Here is a 21,858-nt window from a genome sequence, read left to right on the forward strand (position 1 = left end):
CGCTCTTAAAACCGGCTCTTTACTCCACTTCATCGATAAATTAATGTTGTACGCTTTCAACCCGTAGCTCTGCTGTGATAGCAAACGAACAACTCCGCGCGACAGATATCTTCTCTCGCGAAAAAATCCTATCCGACTACCGGCTAGCCTGCGAAAGTCGACAGGCGAGTTTGCTAGGCCGGCGTGATGTAATGGGCGGACGAGCCAAATTTGGCATTTTTGGCGATGGAAAAGAACTGGCGCAACTTGCAGCAGCCAGCGCCTTCAACCGGGGTGATTTCCGGTCGGGCTATTACCGCGATCAAACGTTCGTAGCCGCGTTGGGTGAGTTGCGCTGGACCGAGTTTTTCGCCCAGCTGTATGCTCATACCGATCTGGCTGCCGACCCCAATACAGCTGGCCGGTCAATGAACGGCCACTTTGCTACGCGCTGGCTCGATGACCAGGGTCAGTGGCGCAACCAAACCGAGCTGTATAACTCGGTTTGCGACATTGCGCCAACAGCGGGTCAGCTCCCGCGGGCACTGGGCCTGGCTTATGCGTCCAAACTGTTCCGGGCCAACCCCGCGCTCAACAACCTAACCAACTTCTCCCGGCAGGGCAATGAGATCGTTTTCGGCACCATTGGCGATGCGTCCACATCGCAGGGTATGTTCTGGGAATCGATGAACGCAGCCGGCGTATTACAGGTCCCCCTGCTGATGTCGGTCTGGGACGATGGCTACGGCATTTCGGTTCCGGTAGAGTACCAGACAACCAAAGGCAGTATTTCAAAAGCGCTGGCTGGTTTCCAGCGCGATGCCGACGATAAAGGATTCGAGATCTTCACGGTGAAGGGCTGGGACTATGTTGCCCTGCTCGAAACCTACCAGCAGGCCGCCCTGATATGCCGCAATGAGCACGTGCCCGTGCTGGTTCATGTTCAGGAACTCACCCAGCCGCAGGGTCACTCCACCTCTGGCTCACACGAACGCTACAAATCGAAGGAGCGTCTGGCGTGGGAGGCCGAACGCGACTGCAATAAGACATTCCGGCAGTGGATACTGGAAAATGGCTACGCCACAAACGACGAACTGGAAGCCATTGAAGCCGGTGCCAAAGAGGTAGCCAAACAGGCACGAATCAGCGCCTGGAGCGCCTATCAGCAATCGATGAAAGGTGATTTCGATGAAGCCGTCGATCTGCTCCATCAGGTTGCCCGGCACAACTCGAAATCAGCTGAGTTGATGTCTATTCGGGAAGTATTGCGTAAAACGCCAACTCCCCTGCGTCGGGATGCCGTTACAGCCGTTCGTCAGGCCATTCGGTTGCTGCGCACCGATACGGGAAATGCCCGGCCGCTTTTGCAGGCTTGGATCGAGCGCACCAGCGAGGAAAATGTCGACCGCTTCAGTTCATATCTCTATAGCCAGTCGCCGGATTCCCCGATGCGGGTCGACGGTGTTCCTGCCCGCTACGACGCCGATGCGCCCATGCTGGATGGTTACCTGCTGTTACAGCATTACTTCGACAGTCTGTTTGCCCGCGATGCCCGTTTGGTGGCGCTGGGCGAAGATGTTGGCCAGATTGGAGACGTGAATCAGGGCTTTGCCGGCCTTCAGGAAAAATATGGCGAGATCCGCATTACCGACACAGGAATCCGCGAAACGACCATCATTGGTCAGGGCATCGGGTTAGCCATGCGCGGTCTTCGGCCCATTGTCGAGATTCAATATTTCGACTACATCTATTACGCCCTGTCGACGCTGACCGACGATCTGGCTACGTTGCATTACCGCACCAAAGGTGGGCAAAAAGCGCCCCTTATCGTTCGGACACGCGGACACCGGCTGGAAGGCATCTGGCACTCGGGCTCACCCATGGGGACGATGATCAGCAGCCTTCGGGGAATGCATGTACTGGTTCCCCGTAATATGACACAGGCAGTTGGCTTCTACAATACCCTGTTAAAAGGGGACGACCCGGCCCTGCTGATCGAGTCGCTGAATGGCTATCGGCTGAAAGAAAAACTGCCCGCCAACCTCAACGAGTTCTGCGTGCCTCTGGGCGTTCCGGAAATTTTGCGTCCAGGTACTGACATAACCGTGGTGACCTATGGTTCCATGTGCCGGATTGTCGTGGAAGCTGCCGCACAACTGGCTTCGATGGGTATCAGCCTGGAAGTAATCGATGTACAGACGCTGCTGCCCTTCGATGTACATCATTCCATTGTCGACTCGATCAAAAAAACAAACCGGGTCCTGTTTGCCGATGAAGATGTACCGGGTGGTGCATCGGCGTATATGATGCAACAGGTTATAGAGAGTCAAAATGCTTATCGGTATATAGACTCACCCCCCCGCACATTGTCGGCGAAAGCACACCGCCCACCGTACGGATCCGATGGGGACTATTTTTCCAAACCAAGCGTTGACGACGTGATCGAGACGGTCTATGCGCTGATGAGCGAGGCTGAGCCAGATCGGTTTCCCAACATTTAATTTGGAATGAGTGAATGATAAACTCAGTGAATAGAACAGGCCAGGCTGCTTTAGTTATTCACTGAGTCCATCATTCACTCATTTATCATTGAGAAAATGTCATACTTCAAGGACATACAATCCGGCATTCGAACGACGCTCAAGGGCCTTAGCCTGACCCTGAGGCACCTGCGCAATGCAACACATCGCCGGACGGCTGAAGGTATTGCCAGCGATAATTATTTTGACCTCCAGAATGGTCTGGTTACGCTACAATACCCTCACGAGCAACTCCCCATACCCGATAACGGGCGCTACCAGCTACGCAACGAAATCGAAGACTGTATCGTCTGTGATAAATGTGCCAAGGTATGTCCCGTCGATTGCATTACCATCGATGCTATTAAAGCAACAGAAGAAGTCGGGCGGGCATCCGACGGGTCGCCCATCCGGTTGTATGCCGCTAAGTTCGACATCGACATGGCCAAGTGCTGCTACTGCGGCCTGTGTACGGTTGTTTGCCCCACCGAGTGCCTCACGATGGACAAAAAGTTCGATTATAGTGAGTTCGAGCTGGGTAAGCTGACCTATCAGTTCGCAGAACTGACACCCGCCGAAGCCGACGAGAAGCGAGCGCTGTACGAACAGTTTCTGCTGGAAAAAGAAGCTGCCAAAGCGGCCCAGTCGGTGGCCAAAGCCGCGGCTACCAGCGCACCGGCAGAAGCTCCCGCTGCCGCGAAAAAGCCCGTTTTCAGGCCAACGGCAAAACCAGTGTCTACGCCACCACCCGACCCAAACGCCAATTCGACCGATGGTGCCATTGCTCATCCCCTGACCGACGCCACACCGGAGGAAATGCAGCAGATTGCCCAGGGTGGACTGGAGAAAGCGAAAAAGCCTGTTTTCAGACCCACTCAAAAACCCGCTACGCCCGCGGTTGCCAGCCCGCCGACGGGTCCGGACGCTCCCGCGCCGGAACCAGTGGTGGACGACCGTGTGCAGCCTTTAGCCGAAAGCCAGCCAGCGGCTGGTGTAAAACCGGTTCCCGCAAAGCCAGCCGGTTTCCGGCCTACCATGAAACCGCCAAAACCGGCGACGACTAAGCCTGAGCAACCGGACTCTACACCGGCGGCTACGTCTGAAGCGCCCGAGCCGACACAGCCAGCCCCTAAACCGGCTGGTTTCCGGCCTACGATGAAACCGGCACGCACCGACGCACCGGCGTCGCAAGAACCGGTGGCGGATAAGCCCGCTCCGTCCGAACCAGCGCCCGTTGCGCCTAAACCTGCGTTCCGGCCCACGATGAAGCCGGGTGCCCCGGCAAAGGCCGTACCGTCAGCATCGGAGCCGCAACAATCCACAGCGCCTGAAACGCCGGAATCGCCCCCGCCCACCTTGGCCGAACCTAAGCCCCGGCCCGCGTTCCGGCCCACGATGAAACCGGCACAGCCCAACGCACCGGCCACACCCATTCCTACAGCTGATGGACCCGCAAACCCGGCACCAGCTGAAGAAACACCCCAGGCGGAACCGGAAAGCGTACCGAAACCAAAACCGGCCTTCCGCCCGACTATGCGGCCAAAACCGAATGATGAGTCGGCAGCTGCATCATCCTGATTACTTTTGTTTCGTAATTGGTCAGCCCGTGGCGCATCTCCCATCGGGAACGAACACGTAAACGCCCACACTTTTACCAGTAACCCGTGGTTCAACTTGCTTTTTATGCCTTCGCGGCTCTTACGCTCATTGGTGCCTTTGCCGTGCTATTCACGCGTAATGTACTGTATGCGGCCTTTTTTCTGTTGCTGACCCTGTTGGGTACAGCTGGCCTGTTCGTGCTGGCGAGCGCCGACTTTCTGGCCATTGCCCAGATTATGATCTATGTTGGCGGGGTATTGGTGCTGGTTATCTTCGGCGTCATGCTCACCCACAAACCCGAACGGCCGACCGACGCCAGCAGCCAGACGCCCAATCGCATTGCATCGCTGAACCGGGTGGGGACCTCTCTCTCCCGGGTGCTTCCGGTACTGGTAGCTGGCGGCTTATTTATGGCGTTGTATACGCTGCTACGGCGGGCTCATTTCAGCCTGTTGAGCCGACCCATTGGCTGGGAAAGCACGATCCGCACGGTTGGCAAACAACTCATGACCGAGTATGTAGTTCCTTTCGAAATTGTTGGCATTCTGCTGCTGGCAGCGCTGGTTGGCGCTACGTACCTGGCCGCATCCCCTACTAAATCCAGCCCTCATGCAGCCCGTTGACAGTCACCTTTTTTTGATCGTTGGCGCTGCGCTGTTCAGCATCGGGCTGGCCGTCGTGCTCTTCAAGCGTCATGCCATTGTGGTGCTGATGGGTATCGAACTGATGCTGAACGCCGTCAATATCAATCTGGTTGCGTTCAGCCAGTATGACCCTGACCGCTTGCAGGGGCAAATGCTGGCGCTGTTCGTTATGGTGGTGGCAGCTGCTGAATCGGCGGTGGCGCTGGCTATCGTGCTGCAGGTCTACCGCCATTTCAAAACGGCTCAGCTCGACGAACTGAATGAACTGAAGCAGTAACCCGGCCCCGTCTGTATTTCCTGATGAACCCTGACTACGAACCCATTATCGACGGCATCCTTGCGGACGGATACGGCATTCTCGACAACTTTCTGTCACCGTCCGAAGTCTCGGGACTTGCCCTGTGTTTGCGAAACCGGCGCGAGGCTGGTCAATTTCGGTCGGCCGGTATCGGTAACCAGCAGGTGAGCATCCAGACAGCCATTCGGGGCGACGAAATCCTGTGGCTCGACGAAGACACAGTCATTTCGGAGGAACGGGCTTTTCTGGACCGCATCGGCCAGTTTGTCCAGTACGTCAATCAAACGTGTTACCTCGGCTTGCGGGATTACGAATTTCATTACGCCCTCTACCCAACCGGCACCGTCTACAAACGCCACCTGGACCGGTTCAAAAGTGACTCTCGCCGGAAGCTTTCGGTCATCTGCTACCTCAATACGAACTGGCAGGAATCCGATGGTGGCCAGCTGGCGTTGTACGTTCCCGACGCGGATGGGTCAGAACAACAGGTGACGGTAGTGCCAGCAGGTGGTCGGCTGGTATGCTTCGACAGCGGCCAGCTGGAGCATGAAGTTTTCCCGGCTACCCGGGAGCGGCTGAGCGTTACAGGCTGGCTCAAAACGGCCTGAAAACACATCAGCCCGAAATTTGTATCTCGGGCTGACAGTAGCTTAGCGGGTCACGACCAGCGTATCCTGGTAATCATAGAAATTTTCCGTCCGTCCCGACCAGTAACCGTACCGTATCCCCCCTTTGATCACAAAGCCTATTTCGGCCAGCGTATTCACGATAAACGTTTCATCGAAGGCAATCGCATTTTCGGGCGCGTCGGTGCTTTCTACCATCGACAAATCGGTAAACGGCTTAAGGGCAATGCTGGAACGGCCCGCGTCGATCAGTCGCCGGGAGTCTGTATTGAGCAGAAAGATGGTAAAGTACACCCGGCCACCCGGCTTCAGTACGCGATACAGCTCTTTCAGGTAGTGAACCACGTCTTTTTCGAGCATGTGGGTGAACACCGATGTAAGAAAACAGAACGTAAACGAGTCTGCCGGAAAAGGGAAAACAACTTCCGAGGCAAGAACCTGACCCGCCGGATTATAGGTTTTGTTGTAGATGTTCAGGTGGCCAAACCGAAACTCCGGGTACTTTTTCGTGATAAACTGCTGGCACCAGTCTACCCCATCCTTTACGATTTCGATACCTTCGTAGCAGTTGCTGGTCGTCAGGTATTGGGCTAACGGTACGGCTAAACGACCTACTCCGCTACCAACGTCCAGCACCCGATCGGTCGGTTGCAGGTCACCTATCTCCCGGAAGCGCCCGAAGAACGCATCACCATGACTTTTGAAATCCCCACCGCCCACGAAATGAAGCCGTTTAGGCGGGGTGAGCGAATCCCGCTGCCCCGTTATGATCTCGAACCGATCGACGAGCGTGACAGGTACAGCCTGCTTGAGCGCTGTTTTAATTGAGGAAGGAATAAATTGTTTAATGGTCATAGGGAATCGGAGCGCCCTATAGGCAGGGCTTTAGAGAAAGGTGGTTAAAGAAAGGCAGGTAGCTGATCCTCAACGGCTGATCAACAGGAAGCCAGAGAGTGGGCATGGTTTGTGAAAAACAGACCTGGTGATTCAAACCAGAGCGCGTTGTTCAGTAACGTATTTACCATGTAAGTCTAAAGACAAAAGTGGATAGTGGCGTAAAGCTATCAAAAACTGCGGAAGTGCCAGCGGGCGGTAGTTGGTTTCCCATTTATGAATCGGGATATTTGCGGTTTATTCAAACGCCTGCGAATGCCCGTTGACCCGTTTCCTCTAGTATCTGCGCTAACCATCGCCCTGCTCCTGCTCCCTTTCGCCGGTTTTCTGGCGATAGCACGGGCTAACGGACGCCTGGCGGGTGGACTGGCAGTAGGTTTGACAGGGACGGGGTTACTGCTCTCGGTCCTGCTGGCAGCCAACCTGCCGACCGATGTAGTAAGTCTGCGGGCCGATTGGGCAACGATTTCCGGTGTCTCGTTTGGCGTTAGTTTCCGGCTCGATGTGCTTACGGCTCTTATGCTGATTCTGGTACATTTTGTGGCGTTGCTCGTACAGATCTACTCCATAGCTTACCTCCACGAGGAAGCCGAGAGCGCCCCCCGCCAGTTGTCGCGTTACTTTGCTTATCTACAGCTGTTCGTTGGTGCTATGCTGGGTATCGTGCTGGCCGGGAATCTGCTGGTGCTCTATGCGTTCTGGGAACTGGTTGGTCTGGCGTCGTACCTGCTGATCGGCTTTTACACCGAACGTCCTGCCGCTGGCAAAGCCGCCAAAAAAGCCTTCCTGATGAACCGGGTGGGCGACATAGGCTTTCTGCTCGGCATTTTCCTGATGTACTATTACTTCGACACGTTCGACTTGTCGGTTTTGACCGGCACTGGTGCTGTGGGCAACGCCCCAACAGTCCTTGGCTTGTGCCTGTTTATGGGATGCGTCGGCAAATCGGCCCAGTTCCCATTGCTGACCTGGCTACCCGACGCCATGGAAGGCCCCACACCCGTATCGGCCCTGCTCCACGCAGCAACCATGGTAGCGGCCGGTATTTTTCTGCTTGCCCGTATACATCCTTTACTTTCCCCCGATGCGCTGGTCGTTATCACGGTCGTCGGCACCATCACGACGCTCTGGGGCGGTTACTCGGCCGTTTTCCAAACCGACATCAAAAAAGTACTGGCTTTCTCCACGGTCTCCCAACTGGGCCTGATGGTGGCAGGCATGGGGACTGGCCATGTAGAAGGTGCCTTGTTCCACCTCCTGACACACGCATTTTTCAAAGCGGGTCTGTTTCTGAGCGCCGGGTCCGTCATCCACGCGGTTCACACGCAGGACATGCGGCAGATGGGCGGTCTGCGCCATACCCTTCCTACCACCTTTGTGGCTTACACCCTGTGTGCGGCTGCGCTGGCGGGCCTACCCTTCTTCTCTGGTTTCCTCTCCAAAGAAGCTATTCTGGGGGGAGCGTTTGCGTGGGCCGATCGACAACCGGGTTCGTTGTCCGGGGTGATTCCGGTACTGTTATTGGTTTCGTCGGGTCTGACGGCGTTTTACATGGCCCGGCAGTGGCGGCTGGTTTTCTTCGGCGCGTACCGGAAGGATGCGGTATCGCTGGCTCAGGTTCACGAACCCAGCTGGCTCATGCGCGGGCCGGTGGTGGTGCTGGCAGCGCTGTCGGTGTTTATCTGGTTTTCTGTCAATCCATTCAATGCCCACGAGAGCTGGTTTTTTGCTTTCTTCCCGATACCTGAAGAGCCTCCCATTGGCTGGCTGGCCCCGGTTTCGGTGGGGCTGGTGGGGCTGGGAGGCTGGTGGGGCTTTCGGCTGCGGGAGCCCGACTACAGCCGGAGTTATGTAAGACTGTCGCTCGATTATGGCTTTCTCGACACGATCTATCAGTTTCTGATCATTGACCCGACCCTTAAATTTGCGGCTCACCTCAACCGCACCGATCAGCGATTGGTCGATGGGGCTGTCAATAACGCGGGGATATCGGTGGTGGTGCTGGCTCATCTGGCCAATGGCCTGGATCGCTACGTCATCGACGGATTTGTCAACGGCGCAGCCTGGCTGGCGGGTCAGCTTGGCTCGTTGACCCGGTCGGTGCAGAACGGGAAGGTTCAATCCTACATCACCGCTGCGGTAGTGGGTTTGTTGGTAATGCTTTGGTGGTTATTGTAATGCGGCCGGGCGGACGTTTCCGCATCCTGCCCGCCTATTTTTGTGTTTTTATAAGCGGACATCCTGTCCGCGTTACGCATGATTCTTTCGCTACTCATTTTTCTGCCGTTGGTCGGTTCGTTGCTGGTGGCGTTGCTACCCGAAAACCAGACGATGCGGTTTCGCTGGATTGCCCTGATTATCACACTGATCGAGGGAGCGCTGGCCGGACTGGCCTGTATGGCTTTCGATCGGTCGATAGGCGGCTATCAGCTACTTGAGCAGGCCAACTGGATTACGCTGCCACTCGGCAATCTCGGCATCGCGTCCATCGATTACCTGGTCGGTATCGACGGCATGAGTTTACCACTCGTGGTACTCTCGGCAGTTGTCATGCTGGTTGGCGTCGTGTCGTCGTGGACTATTACGCACCGGCAGAAGGCCTATTACTCGCTGTATCTGCTCCTGACGGGCACGATCATGGGTTGTTTCCTGGCCCTCGACTTCTTCCTGTTCTTTTTGTTCTTCGAGTTTATGCTCCTGCCCATGTATTTCCTGATCGGATTGTGGGGCGGACCACGCCGGGAGTATGCTTCCATCAAATTCTTTCTTTATACACTGCTGGGCTCGTTGCTGATTCTACTGGTTATGATCGGGCTGTATCTGTCGGTGATGGACCCGGTCAGCACGGCCGTAGCAGCCGGTTTCATTGCTGACCCCTCGGCGGCAACGGACGAAGTCATCCGGGTTATTCAGGGACATCTGCAAAGCGGTCAGATCAACCCGACGCTGATCGTACATACGTTCGACATGCGTTACCTCGCCGACGGCGGCAACTACCTCCCCAGCGCGTTCCTGAACCCGGCCTCCGAGCCAATCGTACTGGGGCTCCCGGCCCGGATGCTGGCCTTCTGGGCCGTGTTCATTGGTTTTGCTATCAAACTACCCATCGTTCCGCTCCATACGTGGTTGCCCGATGCCCACGTCGAAGCCCCAACGCCGGTGTCGGTCGTGCTGGCGGGTGTCCTGCTCAAAATTGGTGGCTACGGCTTTCTGCGGATCGTCTGGAACTTCTTTCCGGATGGGGCGGCCGAATATGCCCAGACGCTGGCCGTGCTGGGTACGATCTCCATTGTGTATGGTGGGCTGGTAGCGCTGGCCCAGAATGACCTCAAGAAGATGATTGCCTATTCGTCGGTGTCACACATGGGTTTCGTCCTGCTCGGTATGGCGTCACTTACGGCCGAAGGCATCAACGGCGCGGTGTATCAGATGGTGAGCCACGGCGTTCTGTCGGCGATGCTATTTTTGTTGACGGGCGTCATTTACGACCGCACCCACGACCGGCGCATCGATTCCTACCGGGGTCTGATGCAGCCCATGCCCTACTACGCTACCCTGACAGCCGTCGCCTTCTTTGGGTCGCTGGGGTTACCGGGCTTTTCAGGATTCGTCGGCGAGTTGTTCACCCTCATGGGGAGCTTCCAGTCCGAGTGGTTGCCCGGCTGGCTCACGGCCGTAGCCGCAACGGGTATTCTACTGGCCGCAGCTTACTTCCTCTGGACGCTCCAGCGCATGTTTTTTGGTCCGTTCTGGTTTCGCCACGAAGCGACGGCCTTAACGCCTGTCCCTGTTCTGAGCGACCTCACCGCCCGCGAAAAACTCATGCTGATTCCGCTGGGGGCACTGGCGCTGGCACTGGGCCTATTCCCGAACCTGATCTTTACCCTCACCAGCACCACCGTGGGGCAGTGGATGGTGAAGTTTGCGGTGGAGTAAACCACCTGTTCCTATTTCATTCGGTACAACTCGCTCCCCGCCAGCAGCAGACAGCCGAGGCCGTAGTCTTCAAAATCCGGCTTGCTGGTATAGGTGACGGGCTGGCCATCTTTGGGTTCTTTACCCGTTCCCTGCACATACCCCAAAAAACCGGTTGGATGTACTGATTCGGTAGCCATCGCGTTCCAGGCTTTTGCCATAATGGGCGTATAAACTTTTCGGTCGAGCAACCCCTGATTCACACCCCAGGCCATGCCGTAGACGAAGAGGGCCGTTCCTGTCAGTTCTTTACCGCCGAAGTTAGTGGCATCGTGCAGGCTCACGTTCCAGTAGCCATCGGGCCGCTGCAACGGCCTTAGGGCGGCTATCATATCGAGGAAGGTGCGTTCATATTCGGCACGGTGGGGGGCGTTTTTCGGCATAATGGCGAGCACGCGCACCAGGGCGGCTATAACCCAGCCGTTCCCCCGCGACCAGTAGCAGTCTTCGCCGTTCGGCTCTTTATAGGGTGGCACAAAATCGGCGTCGCGCCACCACAAATGATCGGTTGGGTTATATAGACCATTGCCGCCATGCTTCTTTTTCGAATAGGCATACAGCTGATACATCTTCTCGAAGTAGGCCGGATCGTTGTACAACACGCCTAATTTAGCATAAACAGGCATGGCCATTTGCAGGGCGTCGATCCAGTTCCAGTCATCTACTTTCGGACTGGTCAGCATGGTGTCGATACTGGCCTTTATGTCGCGGATGCGCTCCGGCTTTTTGTCGATTTCGAACAGGTCGATGTAGGTCTGACCACAGCACTGGTCATCGGCATTACGGGTTTTCATACCACTCCGCAGGCCCCAGTTATGTTTTTCACCCCATTCGACAGCGTAGTCGTAATACGGCTTTTTTGGGTCTACACCATACAGGGCCATTAATCCTTCGTAATAAACGGCACGGGTCCAGATATTGCTGGGGCGGGTTTTGTTGGTGACGATCACCTGACCGGGGTCTGGCCATGCCTTCATGAAATACGCATTGGCGCGGGTCATGGTCTGTAAAATCGCCGACTTTGCGGGGAGCTTTGAATCCGGTTCGCTATCGGCGGCAGCGAATGTGGACAGTATAATCACACAAATCAGTAACCTGACCAGCGACTGATACGGGCGAAAGAAGAAGAATTTCATAGCAAAGATTGGACACGGCTGGTCTGCGTATACCTGTTTAACGAGTCATTCCCAGCCTAGAAGGAAGTTGGCCATGGCGGTTTACTACTTACCCGCACTATAGTCTGTCATCAAATCTATAAAAGCCGAACTTACCTCCTTACTATACGGGTTAGCGCGCTTAATAATAATCGCACAATGATAGATAAGTTGCTTTTCCGCGTCATAGAAACCATCATCAATCCGCATGTAGTCATTGGCGGCAAAATGATCATACCAGCGGTTGAACTTCCGCCAATGTGCTTCCTCTTTCCGATCGGCAGTATCGCAGATGAAAATTGTAATGGTCAGCTCGCTTCTTTGATAGAAGTCATTGATGATTGCGGCAACAGTGGGAGCAATCAGTACATCGAACGAAGGGCGTCGGCCAGTTGGATTATCCGCAACGTTGATAACTAACTCAACAATCTCGTTCGCCAGTACAAAATCATAACCGAACAGGTACGGTGTGGGCTTAAACTGAATCTCATAAAGGATCAGTTTTTCCGTCGAAAATAGATATATATTTTTCTGACCGCCAACAAATTGAAAATCGTATCTAGATGGCAGCTGTTCCACGCTCGTCACGTCTACGCTTTAACTCAGCGACTGCCGCCTGGATCAACGGATCGGTATGAAAGTTGTCGACAATCTCTTCTTCTGCCTGCCGCTTGTCGGCGATCAGGCGCTCCAGGATAGCCACGGCCCGCTCATGACGAGACAGTGTTATGAAAGGATGTGGATGCGTCTCCATAAGCAATCATTTGTTGATCAGGCCAATTTACTTATTTCTACTCAAAACGGCTACCTGTTGATTCCAGTTCATGCATGATACCGCTTCCGGCGCACAACCTGCCAGACAACCCCAATCAAACCGATCAACGCTAAGGGGCCCAGCACATTCAGCAGTTGCCAGCCGGTACGGCCAGCGTCCAGCCGTATCTTGTCCAGCGGGCGCAGCGCCACCGTACGGGTACGGGCGGCAATCACCCCGTTCGGATCGACCAGGTAATCGATAGCGTTGAGCGCAAAATCCTTGTTGGCATATGTGTTGCGCGTATACCGGTCGAAACCCAGCGGATAGGGTGTATTACGCTTGTAATCGACGTCGTTGATGATCAGGTCACCATCCGAGCAGACCAGCACGCGCGATGGTTCACCTACGGGCCGGAAACCACTGGCGCGGGGGTCGCCCGGCAAGATCCGGTTGGCAAAAAGCGACTGAAAGCGCCCTTCGAGCAAACACCCTATTATCTGCACCCCGGCCGTATAGGTTTCCGGGTCGGGTTGTTGCCGGGCTTCATTGTAGGAAATCAGGGCGGGGGCCTTCAGCAACTGGGTATAAGGCGACGTGAGCAGAAGTGGTGTTTTCTGGATGGGCTGTCCATCGCCACCCGTTGCCCGGACGGTATCCAGCGTACTGACGAACCGGCTCAGGACCGCGTCGAGGTTGCGAACGATGGGGTTGCCGCTGCGGCCAAAGTTATTCAGCAATGGATAGAAACGCCACGGCACCAGCTGTATGTTGGGTTTATCGCCGATGTTACCGACGTTGAGCGGAATCGGCGCACACAACAAATCCTTGACCACGTTCCGGTTGACGCGTACGCCCCAGCGGAAAAACAGGTCGTCGAGGTTGAGGTTAAGCGGCTGAGCGTATGTGCCTTCGTTGTTTACGCTATCGACGCGCTGGCCATCCACGAAAAACAGCGCCCGCCCCCCATTGACGACAAACTGGTCGAGTTTAAATAGTTCGTCTTCCGAAAAGGGCCGGTCAGGTTTGGGCACCAGTACCGCGTCGAGACCGACAATAGGGCCAGGCTTGGACATATCGACAAAAAACAGATTATAATTCTCCTGAACAGACGCCAGCAGATCGGCAAACCGCGAGGGTGGCACCTGCGTGTGGCCATACAGAAGCCCCACCCGTTTGCGGCTCCCTTCTGTCTGTGTGAGTTTGCGGATGGCGGAGGCCAGTTGAAACTCTACCCCTTCATAGGATTGATTCAGTTGCTCTTCAGGCGACGTTGTTTTATTGCCCTTCAATAACAGGACGGCCGTTTCTTTGCCTTTGTAAGAGACGAGCGCACCGGGAAAAACCAGCTTTTCGGTGCGTTTGCCGCCTTCTTTTGCGAACAGGTTCGTGGGCAGCAAACCCCGTTGCTGTAGCCGGTCGATGAGTTTGGTTTTTGCGTCGGCGCTGGTAATGGCATCAGGATCGACAAACCGATACGTAATAGCGGCAGCCCCTACACCACGGCGGGCCTGAAACTCGTCCAGCGTTTCGCGAACTGCATTTTCGAGCCGCTTGAACCCCGGTGGCAAATCGCCCGTCAGGTACACCTCCACGTGGATATCATCGGGCAGATCGGCCAGCAGCGACTGCGTTGCCGGGGAAAGCGTATACCGTTTCTCCTCGGTAAGGTCGAGTCGAAAAAAAACAAACGCCGACAGTATGTTGACGGCAACTAAGGCAGCCAGAAAGAGAAGGGTACGCAGGGAAGCAGATTTCATACAGGACTATAAACGATCAAACCGGTACAGTTGTATCAGCCTGTACCGGTTTTGGCAACTTCAGTTCCAACGCTGTTCGGGAATGGCCAGCAGGTTGATAGCCTGGGCATCGGCTTTGGCGGCTTCCGTAGTATCGAGTTTTTCGGGGTCGATCCCGATCTCTTTCATCAGTCGGTGCTGCCGGGCTTCGATATACACCAACCGGGCCGTGATCTGATGCATTTTAGCCGTTTGCTCATCCTGCCGGGCCATCAGGTAAGCCGTTTTCATTTCCAGTTCGTCCAGTCTTTGTTTATCGCGTTCAGTCATGGTGGGTTTTAACTAAGAGTCGAAGCAAGATACGGATTTATCGAGAATCATTGGGGGATTGGGTGATTTGCTGCATTTCCACTTAATCAGGCTACGCGCCCCGCCCAATCGCTTAATCACTCAATCACTCATTCAGGCTACGCGCCCCGCTCATTAAAACCCTCCCCGGTCGTAGAAACTGCGACGGCGGGAGAGTTTCAGCTCCTGGAGGATGGATGACCGCGCCCGGAGGTCGAACGAGTAGTTGCCGGCCCGCAGGTTATTCCCCGCATAGGGTGTCCAGTTGAAGGCCATTTCCCAGCAGTGCAGGTCGCGGTTGACACCGATGGTGGTTAGCGTAGGGCTTTTCAATTTGAAGTCATAGCCCGTCTGTAACGTAATTTTCCATTTCGGCGTCAGGCTCAGGTCGCCCGTCAGCGTCAGCGCCTGGATCACCTGCGAAATTTGGGGGGTAAGTTTAGTAAGCCCGAAGGTGTAACTCATGTTCATCGACCAGGGTATAGTGAAATCGACGTACAGTTCGGGGTTGTTGTTGATGGCCTTCAGCGTAGCATCGGATGCATTGGGGCTGACTTTCTTCTTGTCGGCCTGCTTCGGCGCGAACCGGGCACTCACATAAGCCTGAACATTGGTCAACCTGAGCAAACCCTGCCCGGCTGTAAACGCATAGCTCTGCGGAACCCGCACGAATTCCCGGTTATCGTAACCAACCGTTCTTAATATCAATGGGGAGAAACTGGTGGGAGGAATGGGGGTTGTCGACGTCGGCAAATTATAATAGGGTGTACCGCCGTAGGGTCTGAGTTCATACGGGTCGAAGGTCGACGAGAAGTTGAAGCTGATGTTTTTGAAAATCTGCGTGTTGGCACTCAGCGCAATAGGTGATAAGTTAAAGTCTGGTGCCAGCAGGTTATAACTTCCCGTGATGCTCAGGTTGTCGAAGATCGGGACCTTCTTGAAATCCTGGCCAGTCGTGTCATTCCGGGTCCGGACTTTCATTTCCAGCTGGTTTACGATACCGAACGAGATAAACGCCGACTCCGTACTCGTTCCACCGCTGCTGTTTCCACCCAGGCCCCGAAACACCGACAGGGTCCGCCGGTATTCAGGTAAGCCCCGAAGGCTTCCAACAGCTGGCAGCACCTGAAACTGACCGAAAATGGGGTTCGTGAAGTCCGGGATATAGCTAAACGAAATCGACGGAGCAACCGTATGCCGAATGGCCTCGATGCGTTTTCCGCGGATAAAGAAGGTGCCGTAAAAACGGGTGTTCATACTGGCATTGGCCGAAAAATTATAGGATGGAAAAAAGCCACGCGCCGTATCGACCCGAACGGCATTCGTGTTGGTTACGTACTGGCCCGTTACCGGGTCCAGATTGACAATATTTCCAACGCCCAGATACGTATAGTTCAGTTTCTTGGTGTAAATGTCGCCCTGCAACGAAAAGCCGGGAGTCAGGTTGATGTAGCGGAGCAGCTTTACGTTTGGCAGCGAAATAGGAATGCTATAGCGTGCCTGAACAAGCCGGTTTTCCCAGATCTGAGGCAGGTTTTTCTGGCTGAAAGGAATCAGGTTTGGGTCCTGTCTCACGGTGCCGATACGCAGGTCAGTCGCCCGCTGCGTGCTATCCAGCGTTCGCTGAATAGCACTGATAGGCCTCAGATTTGAAATAACCGGAAAACCCAGGCCGGTAGTATCGATCTGGCTCCGGATGGTGTTGCTCACACCAATAGACCCGCTGATGTCCAGTCCTACGCGAAAACTTTCATACCAGCGCCCCGTACCGCCCTTGAGCGCGAAAGGTGAAATCTGGTTGACGCCAAGGTTGAAATCGGACGACACGTCGGTTTTTCCGTTGACCCGTTGCTGGGTTATCCGGTCAATCTGCCCAAACTGCTGGTTCACCCGCACGTTGGCACCCGCCCGCACATACTGCCCAAACGTGCGGCTGTACTGCACCGACGAACCCGCTACGTTGGAGATATAGGATTGGGTACTGAACGAATTGTTCTGGTTATAGCTGTTGCTGCTGATGTTTACATTGGCCGAGAAGCTACCCCGCCCACGCGGCACCGGCGAGTGTGACCAGGTGAAAGCAAAATCGTTCCGGGGCGTTTGGCTGGTATCGACACGGTCGCCGGAGCGGTTCCGGTTGAAACGAAGGTCCACTGCTCCGCTAAACCGGTACTTCTTGTTGTAGGCCGACGATACGCCCACCCCCCAGCTACCCCGCGAGTAAATCTGACCTTTGAACTGTAGCCCCAGATTCTCGCTTACGGCCCAGTAATAACCTCCATCGCGCAGGTAGTAGCCCCGGCCGTTGGGCTCCTCGCCATACTGCGGCACCAGAATTCCCGATACACCAATTTCTTTTCGTTTGGGAAACGGAAAAAAACCAAAGGGCAGGCCAAGAGGTAGTGGAATCTGGTTAATGACCAGATTGAACGGCCCCGCCACAACCGATTTGTTATGGATAACCTTCAGTTTGCTGGCGTTGATATGGAAGTGAGGGGTGGCCAGGTTACAGGTAGTGTAGATAGCCTTTCCGATATATAGATTATCTTCCTCATCTTTCTTTACCGTTTGCCCCCGAATATTGCCTTCTCCCTGCTGCGTAATAACGCCCTGAATGCGTCCTTTCTTGGTTTTGAAGTTATATCGGATTTCTTTCGAGTCGTACTTACCCTCACCATCCTCAAAAATAGGACGTCCAATAAGTTTTTTAGCGGTCGAATCGTAGCGACCTTTGGCATATACCTCATTGGTGAGGTAGTTGATGCGGATATAGTCGGCCTTGAGCGAGATATCGCCGTAGACGACGCTGGCATCGCCAAACAGTTCGACTGTCTGCCCATCGGCAGCATAGAGCGTAGAGTCTTTAGCCTGATAAGTAACCGTTGTCTGGAAGGTGGCGTCGGTCTGGGCCGAATCCGTAATGGCCGAATCGGCTACCGCAACCCGGAGCGAATCGCTTCCAACGGCTGTTCGGGATTCGGGGCGCACCACATTGGGCGAAACGAGGCCCGGCCGGGTTTGTCGTGTCGTTTGCCGGGCCGGTACGGTTTGTGACGAAGGCGTTGTGGCGGTGGTTGCCGATGTGCCGGTTGCAGCACCGGAGGCCGGGTTGTTTTCGGCAGCACGGGAAGCGGGTGTAGCGCCCGATGTCTGGTCTGTTACCCGCTGCGACGGTTCGGTGGTGGTAGGTATACCTCCTTTTGCGGGCTGTCGTGGTGTCGTAGTACTCTGACCCAGGGAGTTAAACGCCCAAAGGATGCAAATGATACTCAGAAAAGTACGTACTGAAGCGGACCGCAAAATAAAGTATACTTTTTTCAGTTTTATCAAAAAAATTACATTTGCCAAAAGATCGTTAATCCTATGGCTTACAAAGGTATTCACGAACAGTCATCCCGCTATCGCTTTGAAACGTTTTCCCCTGTTAAAAATTATTAAACCAACCGCGAGTCGGTCGTTGGTTCCGGCTCCCGGAATAATAACAACGCTGCTACTGGCGGTCTTTCCGCTGCTGGCGCTTACTATAGTGCCTGCCCGGATCGACTTGCTGCCCGATCTGACTCAGGACACTGTCCGCCAGTCGGGAGTCAGGCAGGGAAGCGCCCCACGCGCAGCCGAAACCGACGCAGAAGCCCCCGCCGAGAGCCTGTCTAACCAGCTCCGGACGGTGGTACTTGACGCAGGTCATGGTGGTAAAGACCCCGGCACACACGGGCGGTATGCCAAAGAGAAGACGATCAATTTGGATTTAATCCTCCAACTGGGCCGTAAGATCAAGGCGAACCACCCGAACATTCGGGTGATTTATACGCGGTCTTCCGATCATTTCGTCGATTTATACGAACGAGGTGCCATTGCCAATCGTAGCCGGGCCGACCTGTTCATTTCCATTCACTGCAACGCCAGCCCATCGAGCAGTCGCGTGTATGGCACCGAAACCTACACCCTGGGGCTCCACAGAACCCAAAGCAATCTTGACGTAGCCCGACGTGAAAACGCGGTTATCCTGCAGGAAAAAAACTACCAGCAGACCTACAAAGGATTTAACCCTAACTCTCCCCTGGCAACCATTATGCTGGCTAACTACCAGCACGCGTTCATGACAAGCAGCATTAATTTTGCCGAGAAAATAGAGCGCAGCTTCCGGCATAATGCTGATCGCAAGAGCAATGGTGTTAAGCAGGCGGGTTTCATTGTCCTCTGGAAAACGACCATGCCCAGCATCCTGATCGAAAGTGGGTATCTGACCAACCCGGCCGAAGAGTTGTTTTTAAAGTCGAAAGAAGGCCAGGAGCAGATTGCCAGCGCTATCTATAAAGCATTCTCCCAATACAAAGAGGAAGTTGAAGCGGCAAATTAAGCAGAGAGAAGAAAGGAGAAAGAACAGAAAAGACGAACGGAAAAATGCAGACTGGCAGCCTCCCGTTCGTCTTTTTCGTTCTTTCTCCTTTCTTCTCCCAATTTACCGACTATCCTTTTTTGCACTCTTTCGGGACAAATACCTTACGTAGTTGGTTATACGTTCAGCCAAACCGGTTGAGCAACCCGCCCGGCTGTTCACTTTACGTACACATGAAAATCTCTCAGGAAGTAAAAGTCGGCTTGTTGGCCGTCGTCTCGTTATTGATGCTTTTTTTCGGGTTCAACTTCCTGAAAGGCTCCGACTTCTTTTCGTCCAATCATAAATACACCGTCATTTACGATAATATCGATGGACTAACGGCGTCTAACCCGGTGCAGATCAACGGGTTGACGGTTGGACAGATCCGTAACATCAAGATTTTACAGGACAAGGGCAACAGGCTGCTGGTTACCATTGAAGTCAAAGACGGTATCCGGGTTACCCAGGGATCGCGGGCCGTACTGGCCGACGACGGACTACTGGGCGGGAAACTGATTCGGTTGGGAATCAAGCAAGGCACACCAGAACTGGCAGACGGTGGGCAACTGGTGTCGGCGAAAGAAACCGGCCTATCGGCACTGATCAAGGAGAAAACCTTACCGGTGTTGAACAACGTCGATTCGCTGACCTATCAGCTGAACCGGGTAGTCGGGCAATTCGACCAGACCGGTATTGTGCTCAATCAAACGCTTCGGGCAGCCAATGCCGGGGTTCGAACCCTCGATCTGGCCATTGCCGAGAACCGGGTTGGCCTGAAAACAACGCTCGACAATGTGAACCGCCTGTCGAGTTCGCTGGTGGAGACGGAAAAACAACTAAAACCAATTCTGGCCAAGGCCGACACGTTTGCCGATTCGCTCCAGGGCCTTCAACTGAAACAGACCCTCGGCAGCGTGAATAAAACGGTCGACAATCTGCAAAAGATCTTAGGGTCAATCAACGAAGGGAAAGGATCATTGGGCAAGCTTACCTCCAACGACTCACTCTACCGTAACGTCAACGCCACTACGGCCAGTCTCGAAAAACTCCTGACCGACCTGCGCGAGAACCCAAAGCGCTACGTTCACTTCTCACTGTTTGGCAAGAAAGACAAAGCCGCCGATACCAAACCGGGCAGCGCAACAGTCACCACCGTGACCACCACGAAAGTGGATTCTACCCGGCAGTAATTAGCCCTGCCAGTGGTCATAGACCCTGGTAGTGGCGGTATGCCAATCAACCAGAATACAGCCACTACCAGGGTCTACGACCACTGGCAGGGCTGGTTACTCCTAAACCACCTTCATGCAACTCCTTCTCGACGAACTAACGCAGCGCACTATCCAGACCAAACTGGGTGGTGGCCAGAAGAAAATAGATGATCAGCACCGCAAGGGCAAATTAACCGCCCGGGAGCGCATCGATTACCTTACCGACACCGACAGTCGCTTCGTGGAGATTGGCCTGTTTACCGGCGAAGGCCTGTATCCGGAACACGGGGGATGCCCCTCAGGCGGTGTGATTGTAGGTATTGGTTATGTATTGGGACGCCAGTGTGTAATCGTCGCCAACGACGCGACCGTAAAGGCAGGGGCCTGGTTTCCGATCACGGCTAAAAAGAACCTCCGGGCGCAGGAGATCGCGATGGAGAACCGGCTGCCAATCATTTATCTGGTCGATAGCGCCGGCGTGTACCTGCCGCTTCAGGACGAAGTATTCGCCGACAAAGAGCATTTTGGCCGCACATTCCGCAACAACGCCCACCTATCCGCTATGGGTGTGTTGCAGGTAGCGGCTGTGATGGGCAGTTGTGTAGCTGGTGGAGCTTATTTGCCCATCATGTCCGACGAAGCCTTGATCGTTGACGGGACAGGCTCTATTTTTCTGGCCGGGCCCTATCTGGTCAAAGCGTCCATAGGCGAGGATGTCGACGCCGAAACGCTCGGCGGAGCCGTCACCCACACTGACATTTCGGGGGTTATCGATAACCGCTACCCGGACGATAAAAGCTGTCTGGACGCCATTAAGCGCATCCTTGACAAAACGGGCCGCTCCGAAACCGCCGGCTTCGACCGGGCCGAACCCGTTTTGCCCGCCAAAGACCCGGCCGACATCTATCAAATCCTCCCCGCCGACCGGGTGAAGCCTTATGATATGCGGGAGGTTATTGAGCGGCTCATCGACGCATCTGATTTTGACGAATACAAGCCCGGTTACGGTCAGTCGCTGCTGTGCGGCTACGCCCGAATCGATGGCTGGGCGGTGGGTATCGTAGCCAACCAGCGTAAAGTAGTGAAGGCCAAAGGCCGGACCGGACAGCCCACCGAAATGCAGATGGGGGGCGTCATCTACGGCGACGCAGCCGACAAAGCCGCCCGGTTCATCATGAACTGCAACCAGAAACGGATTCCGCTCGTGTTTTTGCAGGATGTGTCGGGCTTCATGGTGGGGAGCCGGGCCGAGCAGGGCGGCATTATTAAAGACGGGGCCAAGATGGTGAGCGCTATGGCAAACTCGGTGGTGCCGAAATTTACGGTTGTGATCGGCAACAGCTATGGCGCGGGTAACTACGCCATGTGTGGCAAAGCCTATGACCCGCGCCTGATGCTGGCCTGGCCCACGGCCCAGATGGCCGTAATGAGTGGTGCATCGGCGGCTAAAACACTGGTTCAGATTCAGGTAGCCTCGCTCAAAGCCAAAGGTGAAGTCATCACGCCCGAAGCGGAACAGGCGTTGCTGACGAAGATCACCGATCAGTACAACGCACAATTATCACCCTATTATGCAGCAGCCCGGCTTTGGGTCGACGCTGTCATCGACCCGCTCCATACACGCCAGACCCTGTCTGAAGGCATCGCTGCTGCTAACCACGCGCCTATTACAAAACCTTTTTCAGTAGGCGTTATTCAGACGTAGGTCATTTTTCTGAATGACCTAGTGGTTGACAA

At 54.8% G+C, this 21,858-nt stretch carries 17 protein-coding genes; 10 read left to right on the forward strand and 7 right to left on the reverse strand.

From position 1 onward, the window contains the following. Positions 1–74: 74 nt before the first annotated feature. The 5 genes from FH603_RS10335 (at position 75) to FH603_RS10355 (ending at position 5,647) form a co-directional block, all read left to right on the forward strand. Positions 75–2,480: an alpha-ketoacid dehydrogenase subunit alpha/beta gene (locus tag FH603_RS10335; RefSeq protein ID WP_186737411.1), complete on the forward strand. Its 2,406-nt coding sequence runs from the start codon at positions 75–77 to the stop codon at positions 2,478–2,480. Positions 2,481–2,576: 96 nt separating this feature from the next. Beyond that, positions 2,577–4,076: a 4Fe-4S dicluster domain-containing protein gene (locus tag FH603_RS10340; RefSeq protein WP_186737412.1), complete on the forward strand. Its 1,500-nt coding sequence runs from the start codon at positions 2,577–2,579 to the stop codon at positions 4,074–4,076. An 86-nt stretch (positions 4,077–4,162) separates the two neighbouring features. Next, positions 4,163–4,720 (forward strand): NADH-quinone oxidoreductase subunit J family protein, encoded by a 558-nt coding sequence (locus FH603_RS10345; protein ID WP_186737413.1) that lies wholly within the window; start codon positions 4,163–4,165, stop codon positions 4,718–4,720. Beyond that, positions 4,707–5,018 carry an NADH-quinone oxidoreductase subunit NuoK gene (gene nuoK, locus FH603_RS10350; protein WP_186737414.1) on the forward strand — a complete coding sequence of 104 codons (312 nt, stop codon included), beginning with the start codon at positions 4,707–4,709 and terminating at the stop codon, positions 5,016–5,018. The genes FH603_RS10345 and nuoK overlap by 14 nt, the downstream gene beginning before the upstream one ends. A 23-nt stretch (positions 5,019–5,041) precedes the next feature. After that, entirely contained in the window at positions 5,042–5,647 is a 606-nt protein-coding gene (locus tag FH603_RS10355) for a 2OG-Fe(II) oxygenase (protein WP_186737415.1), read from the forward strand. A 42-nt stretch (positions 5,648–5,689) separates the two neighbouring features. On the opposite strand, the gene FH603_RS10360 is transcribed toward FH603_RS10355, so the two are convergent. Beyond that, a complete protein-coding gene (locus FH603_RS10360; RefSeq protein ID WP_186737416.1) occupies positions 5,690–6,520 on the reverse strand; it encodes a class I SAM-dependent methyltransferase in 831 nt (276 codons plus the stop codon). Between the two features lie 294 nt (positions 6,521–6,814). Between FH603_RS10360 and FH603_RS10365 the strand changes: the two genes are divergently transcribed. Beyond that, positions 6,815–8,737 (forward strand): NADH-quinone oxidoreductase subunit 5 family protein, encoded by a 1,923-nt coding sequence (locus FH603_RS10365; RefSeq protein ID WP_186737451.1) that lies wholly within the window; start codon positions 6,815–6,817, stop codon positions 8,735–8,737. 78 nt (positions 8,738–8,815) lie between these two features. Further along, positions 8,816–10,495 (forward strand): complex I subunit 4 family protein, encoded by a 1,680-nt coding sequence (locus tag FH603_RS10370; RefSeq protein ID WP_186737417.1) that lies wholly within the window; start codon positions 8,816–8,818, stop codon positions 10,493–10,495. An 11-nt stretch (positions 10,496–10,506) separates the two neighbouring features. Here the strand turns inward: FH603_RS10370 and FH603_RS10375 are convergent, their stop codons facing one another. The 6 genes from FH603_RS10375 to FH603_RS10400 form a co-directional block, all read right to left on the reverse strand. Then, positions 10,507–11,670 carry a glycoside hydrolase family 88/105 protein gene (locus FH603_RS10375; protein ID WP_186737418.1) on the reverse strand — a complete coding sequence of 388 codons (1,164 nt, stop codon included), beginning with the start codon at positions 11,668–11,670 and terminating at the stop codon, positions 10,507–10,509. Between the two features lie 84 nt (positions 11,671–11,754). Further along, complete coding sequence (locus FH603_RS10380; RefSeq protein WP_186737419.1) at positions 11,755–12,267, reverse strand: DUF6169 family protein; 513 nt, start codon at positions 12,265–12,267, stop codon at positions 11,755–11,757. Next, positions 12,248–12,442, reverse strand: coding sequence for a hypothetical protein (locus FH603_RS10385; RefSeq protein WP_186737420.1), 195 nt, complete (start codon positions 12,440–12,442; stop codon positions 12,248–12,250). Before FH603_RS10385 ends, FH603_RS10380 begins: the two co-directional genes overlap by 20 nt. Before the next feature lie 68 nt (positions 12,443–12,510). Continuing rightward, positions 12,511–14,202 carry a gliding motility-associated ABC transporter substrate-binding protein GldG gene (gene gldG, locus FH603_RS10390; RefSeq protein ID WP_186737421.1) on the reverse strand — a complete coding sequence of 564 codons (1,692 nt, stop codon included), beginning with the start codon at positions 14,200–14,202 and terminating at the stop codon, positions 12,511–12,513. A gap of 60 nt (positions 14,203–14,262) precedes the next feature. Next, entirely contained in the window at positions 14,263–14,511 is a 249-nt protein-coding gene (locus tag FH603_RS10395) for a hypothetical protein (protein WP_186737422.1), read from the reverse strand. Positions 14,512–14,664: 153 nt separating this feature from the next. Further along, positions 14,665–17,829 (reverse strand): putative LPS assembly protein LptD, encoded by a 3,165-nt coding sequence (locus FH603_RS10400; protein WP_235985355.1) that lies wholly within the window; start codon positions 17,827–17,829, stop codon positions 14,665–14,667. A gap of 178 nt (positions 17,830–18,007) precedes the next feature. Between FH603_RS10400 and FH603_RS10405 the strand changes: the two genes are divergently transcribed. From FH603_RS10405 to FH603_RS10415, 3 genes are all read left to right on the forward strand, one after another. Then, complete coding sequence (locus tag FH603_RS10405; protein ID WP_186737452.1) at positions 18,008–18,889, forward strand: N-acetylmuramoyl-L-alanine amidase family protein; 882 nt, start codon at positions 18,008–18,010, stop codon at positions 18,887–18,889. 212 nt (positions 18,890–19,101) lie between these two features. Continuing rightward, a complete protein-coding gene (locus FH603_RS10410) occupies positions 19,102–20,100 on the forward strand; it encodes an MlaD family protein (RefSeq protein ID WP_186737424.1) in 999 nt (332 codons plus the stop codon). Between the two features lie 115 nt (positions 20,101–20,215). After that, complete coding sequence (locus FH603_RS10415; RefSeq protein ID WP_186737425.1) at positions 20,216–21,826, forward strand: acyl-CoA carboxylase subunit beta; 1,611 nt, start codon at positions 20,216–20,218, stop codon at positions 21,824–21,826. The last annotated feature ends 32 nt before the right edge of the window (positions 21,827–21,858 follow it).

Source organism: Spirosoma utsteinense (genome assembly GCF_014282275.1).
Classification (GTDB): domain Bacteria; phylum Bacteroidota; class Bacteroidia; order Cytophagales; family Spirosomataceae; genus Spirosoma; species Spirosoma utsteinense.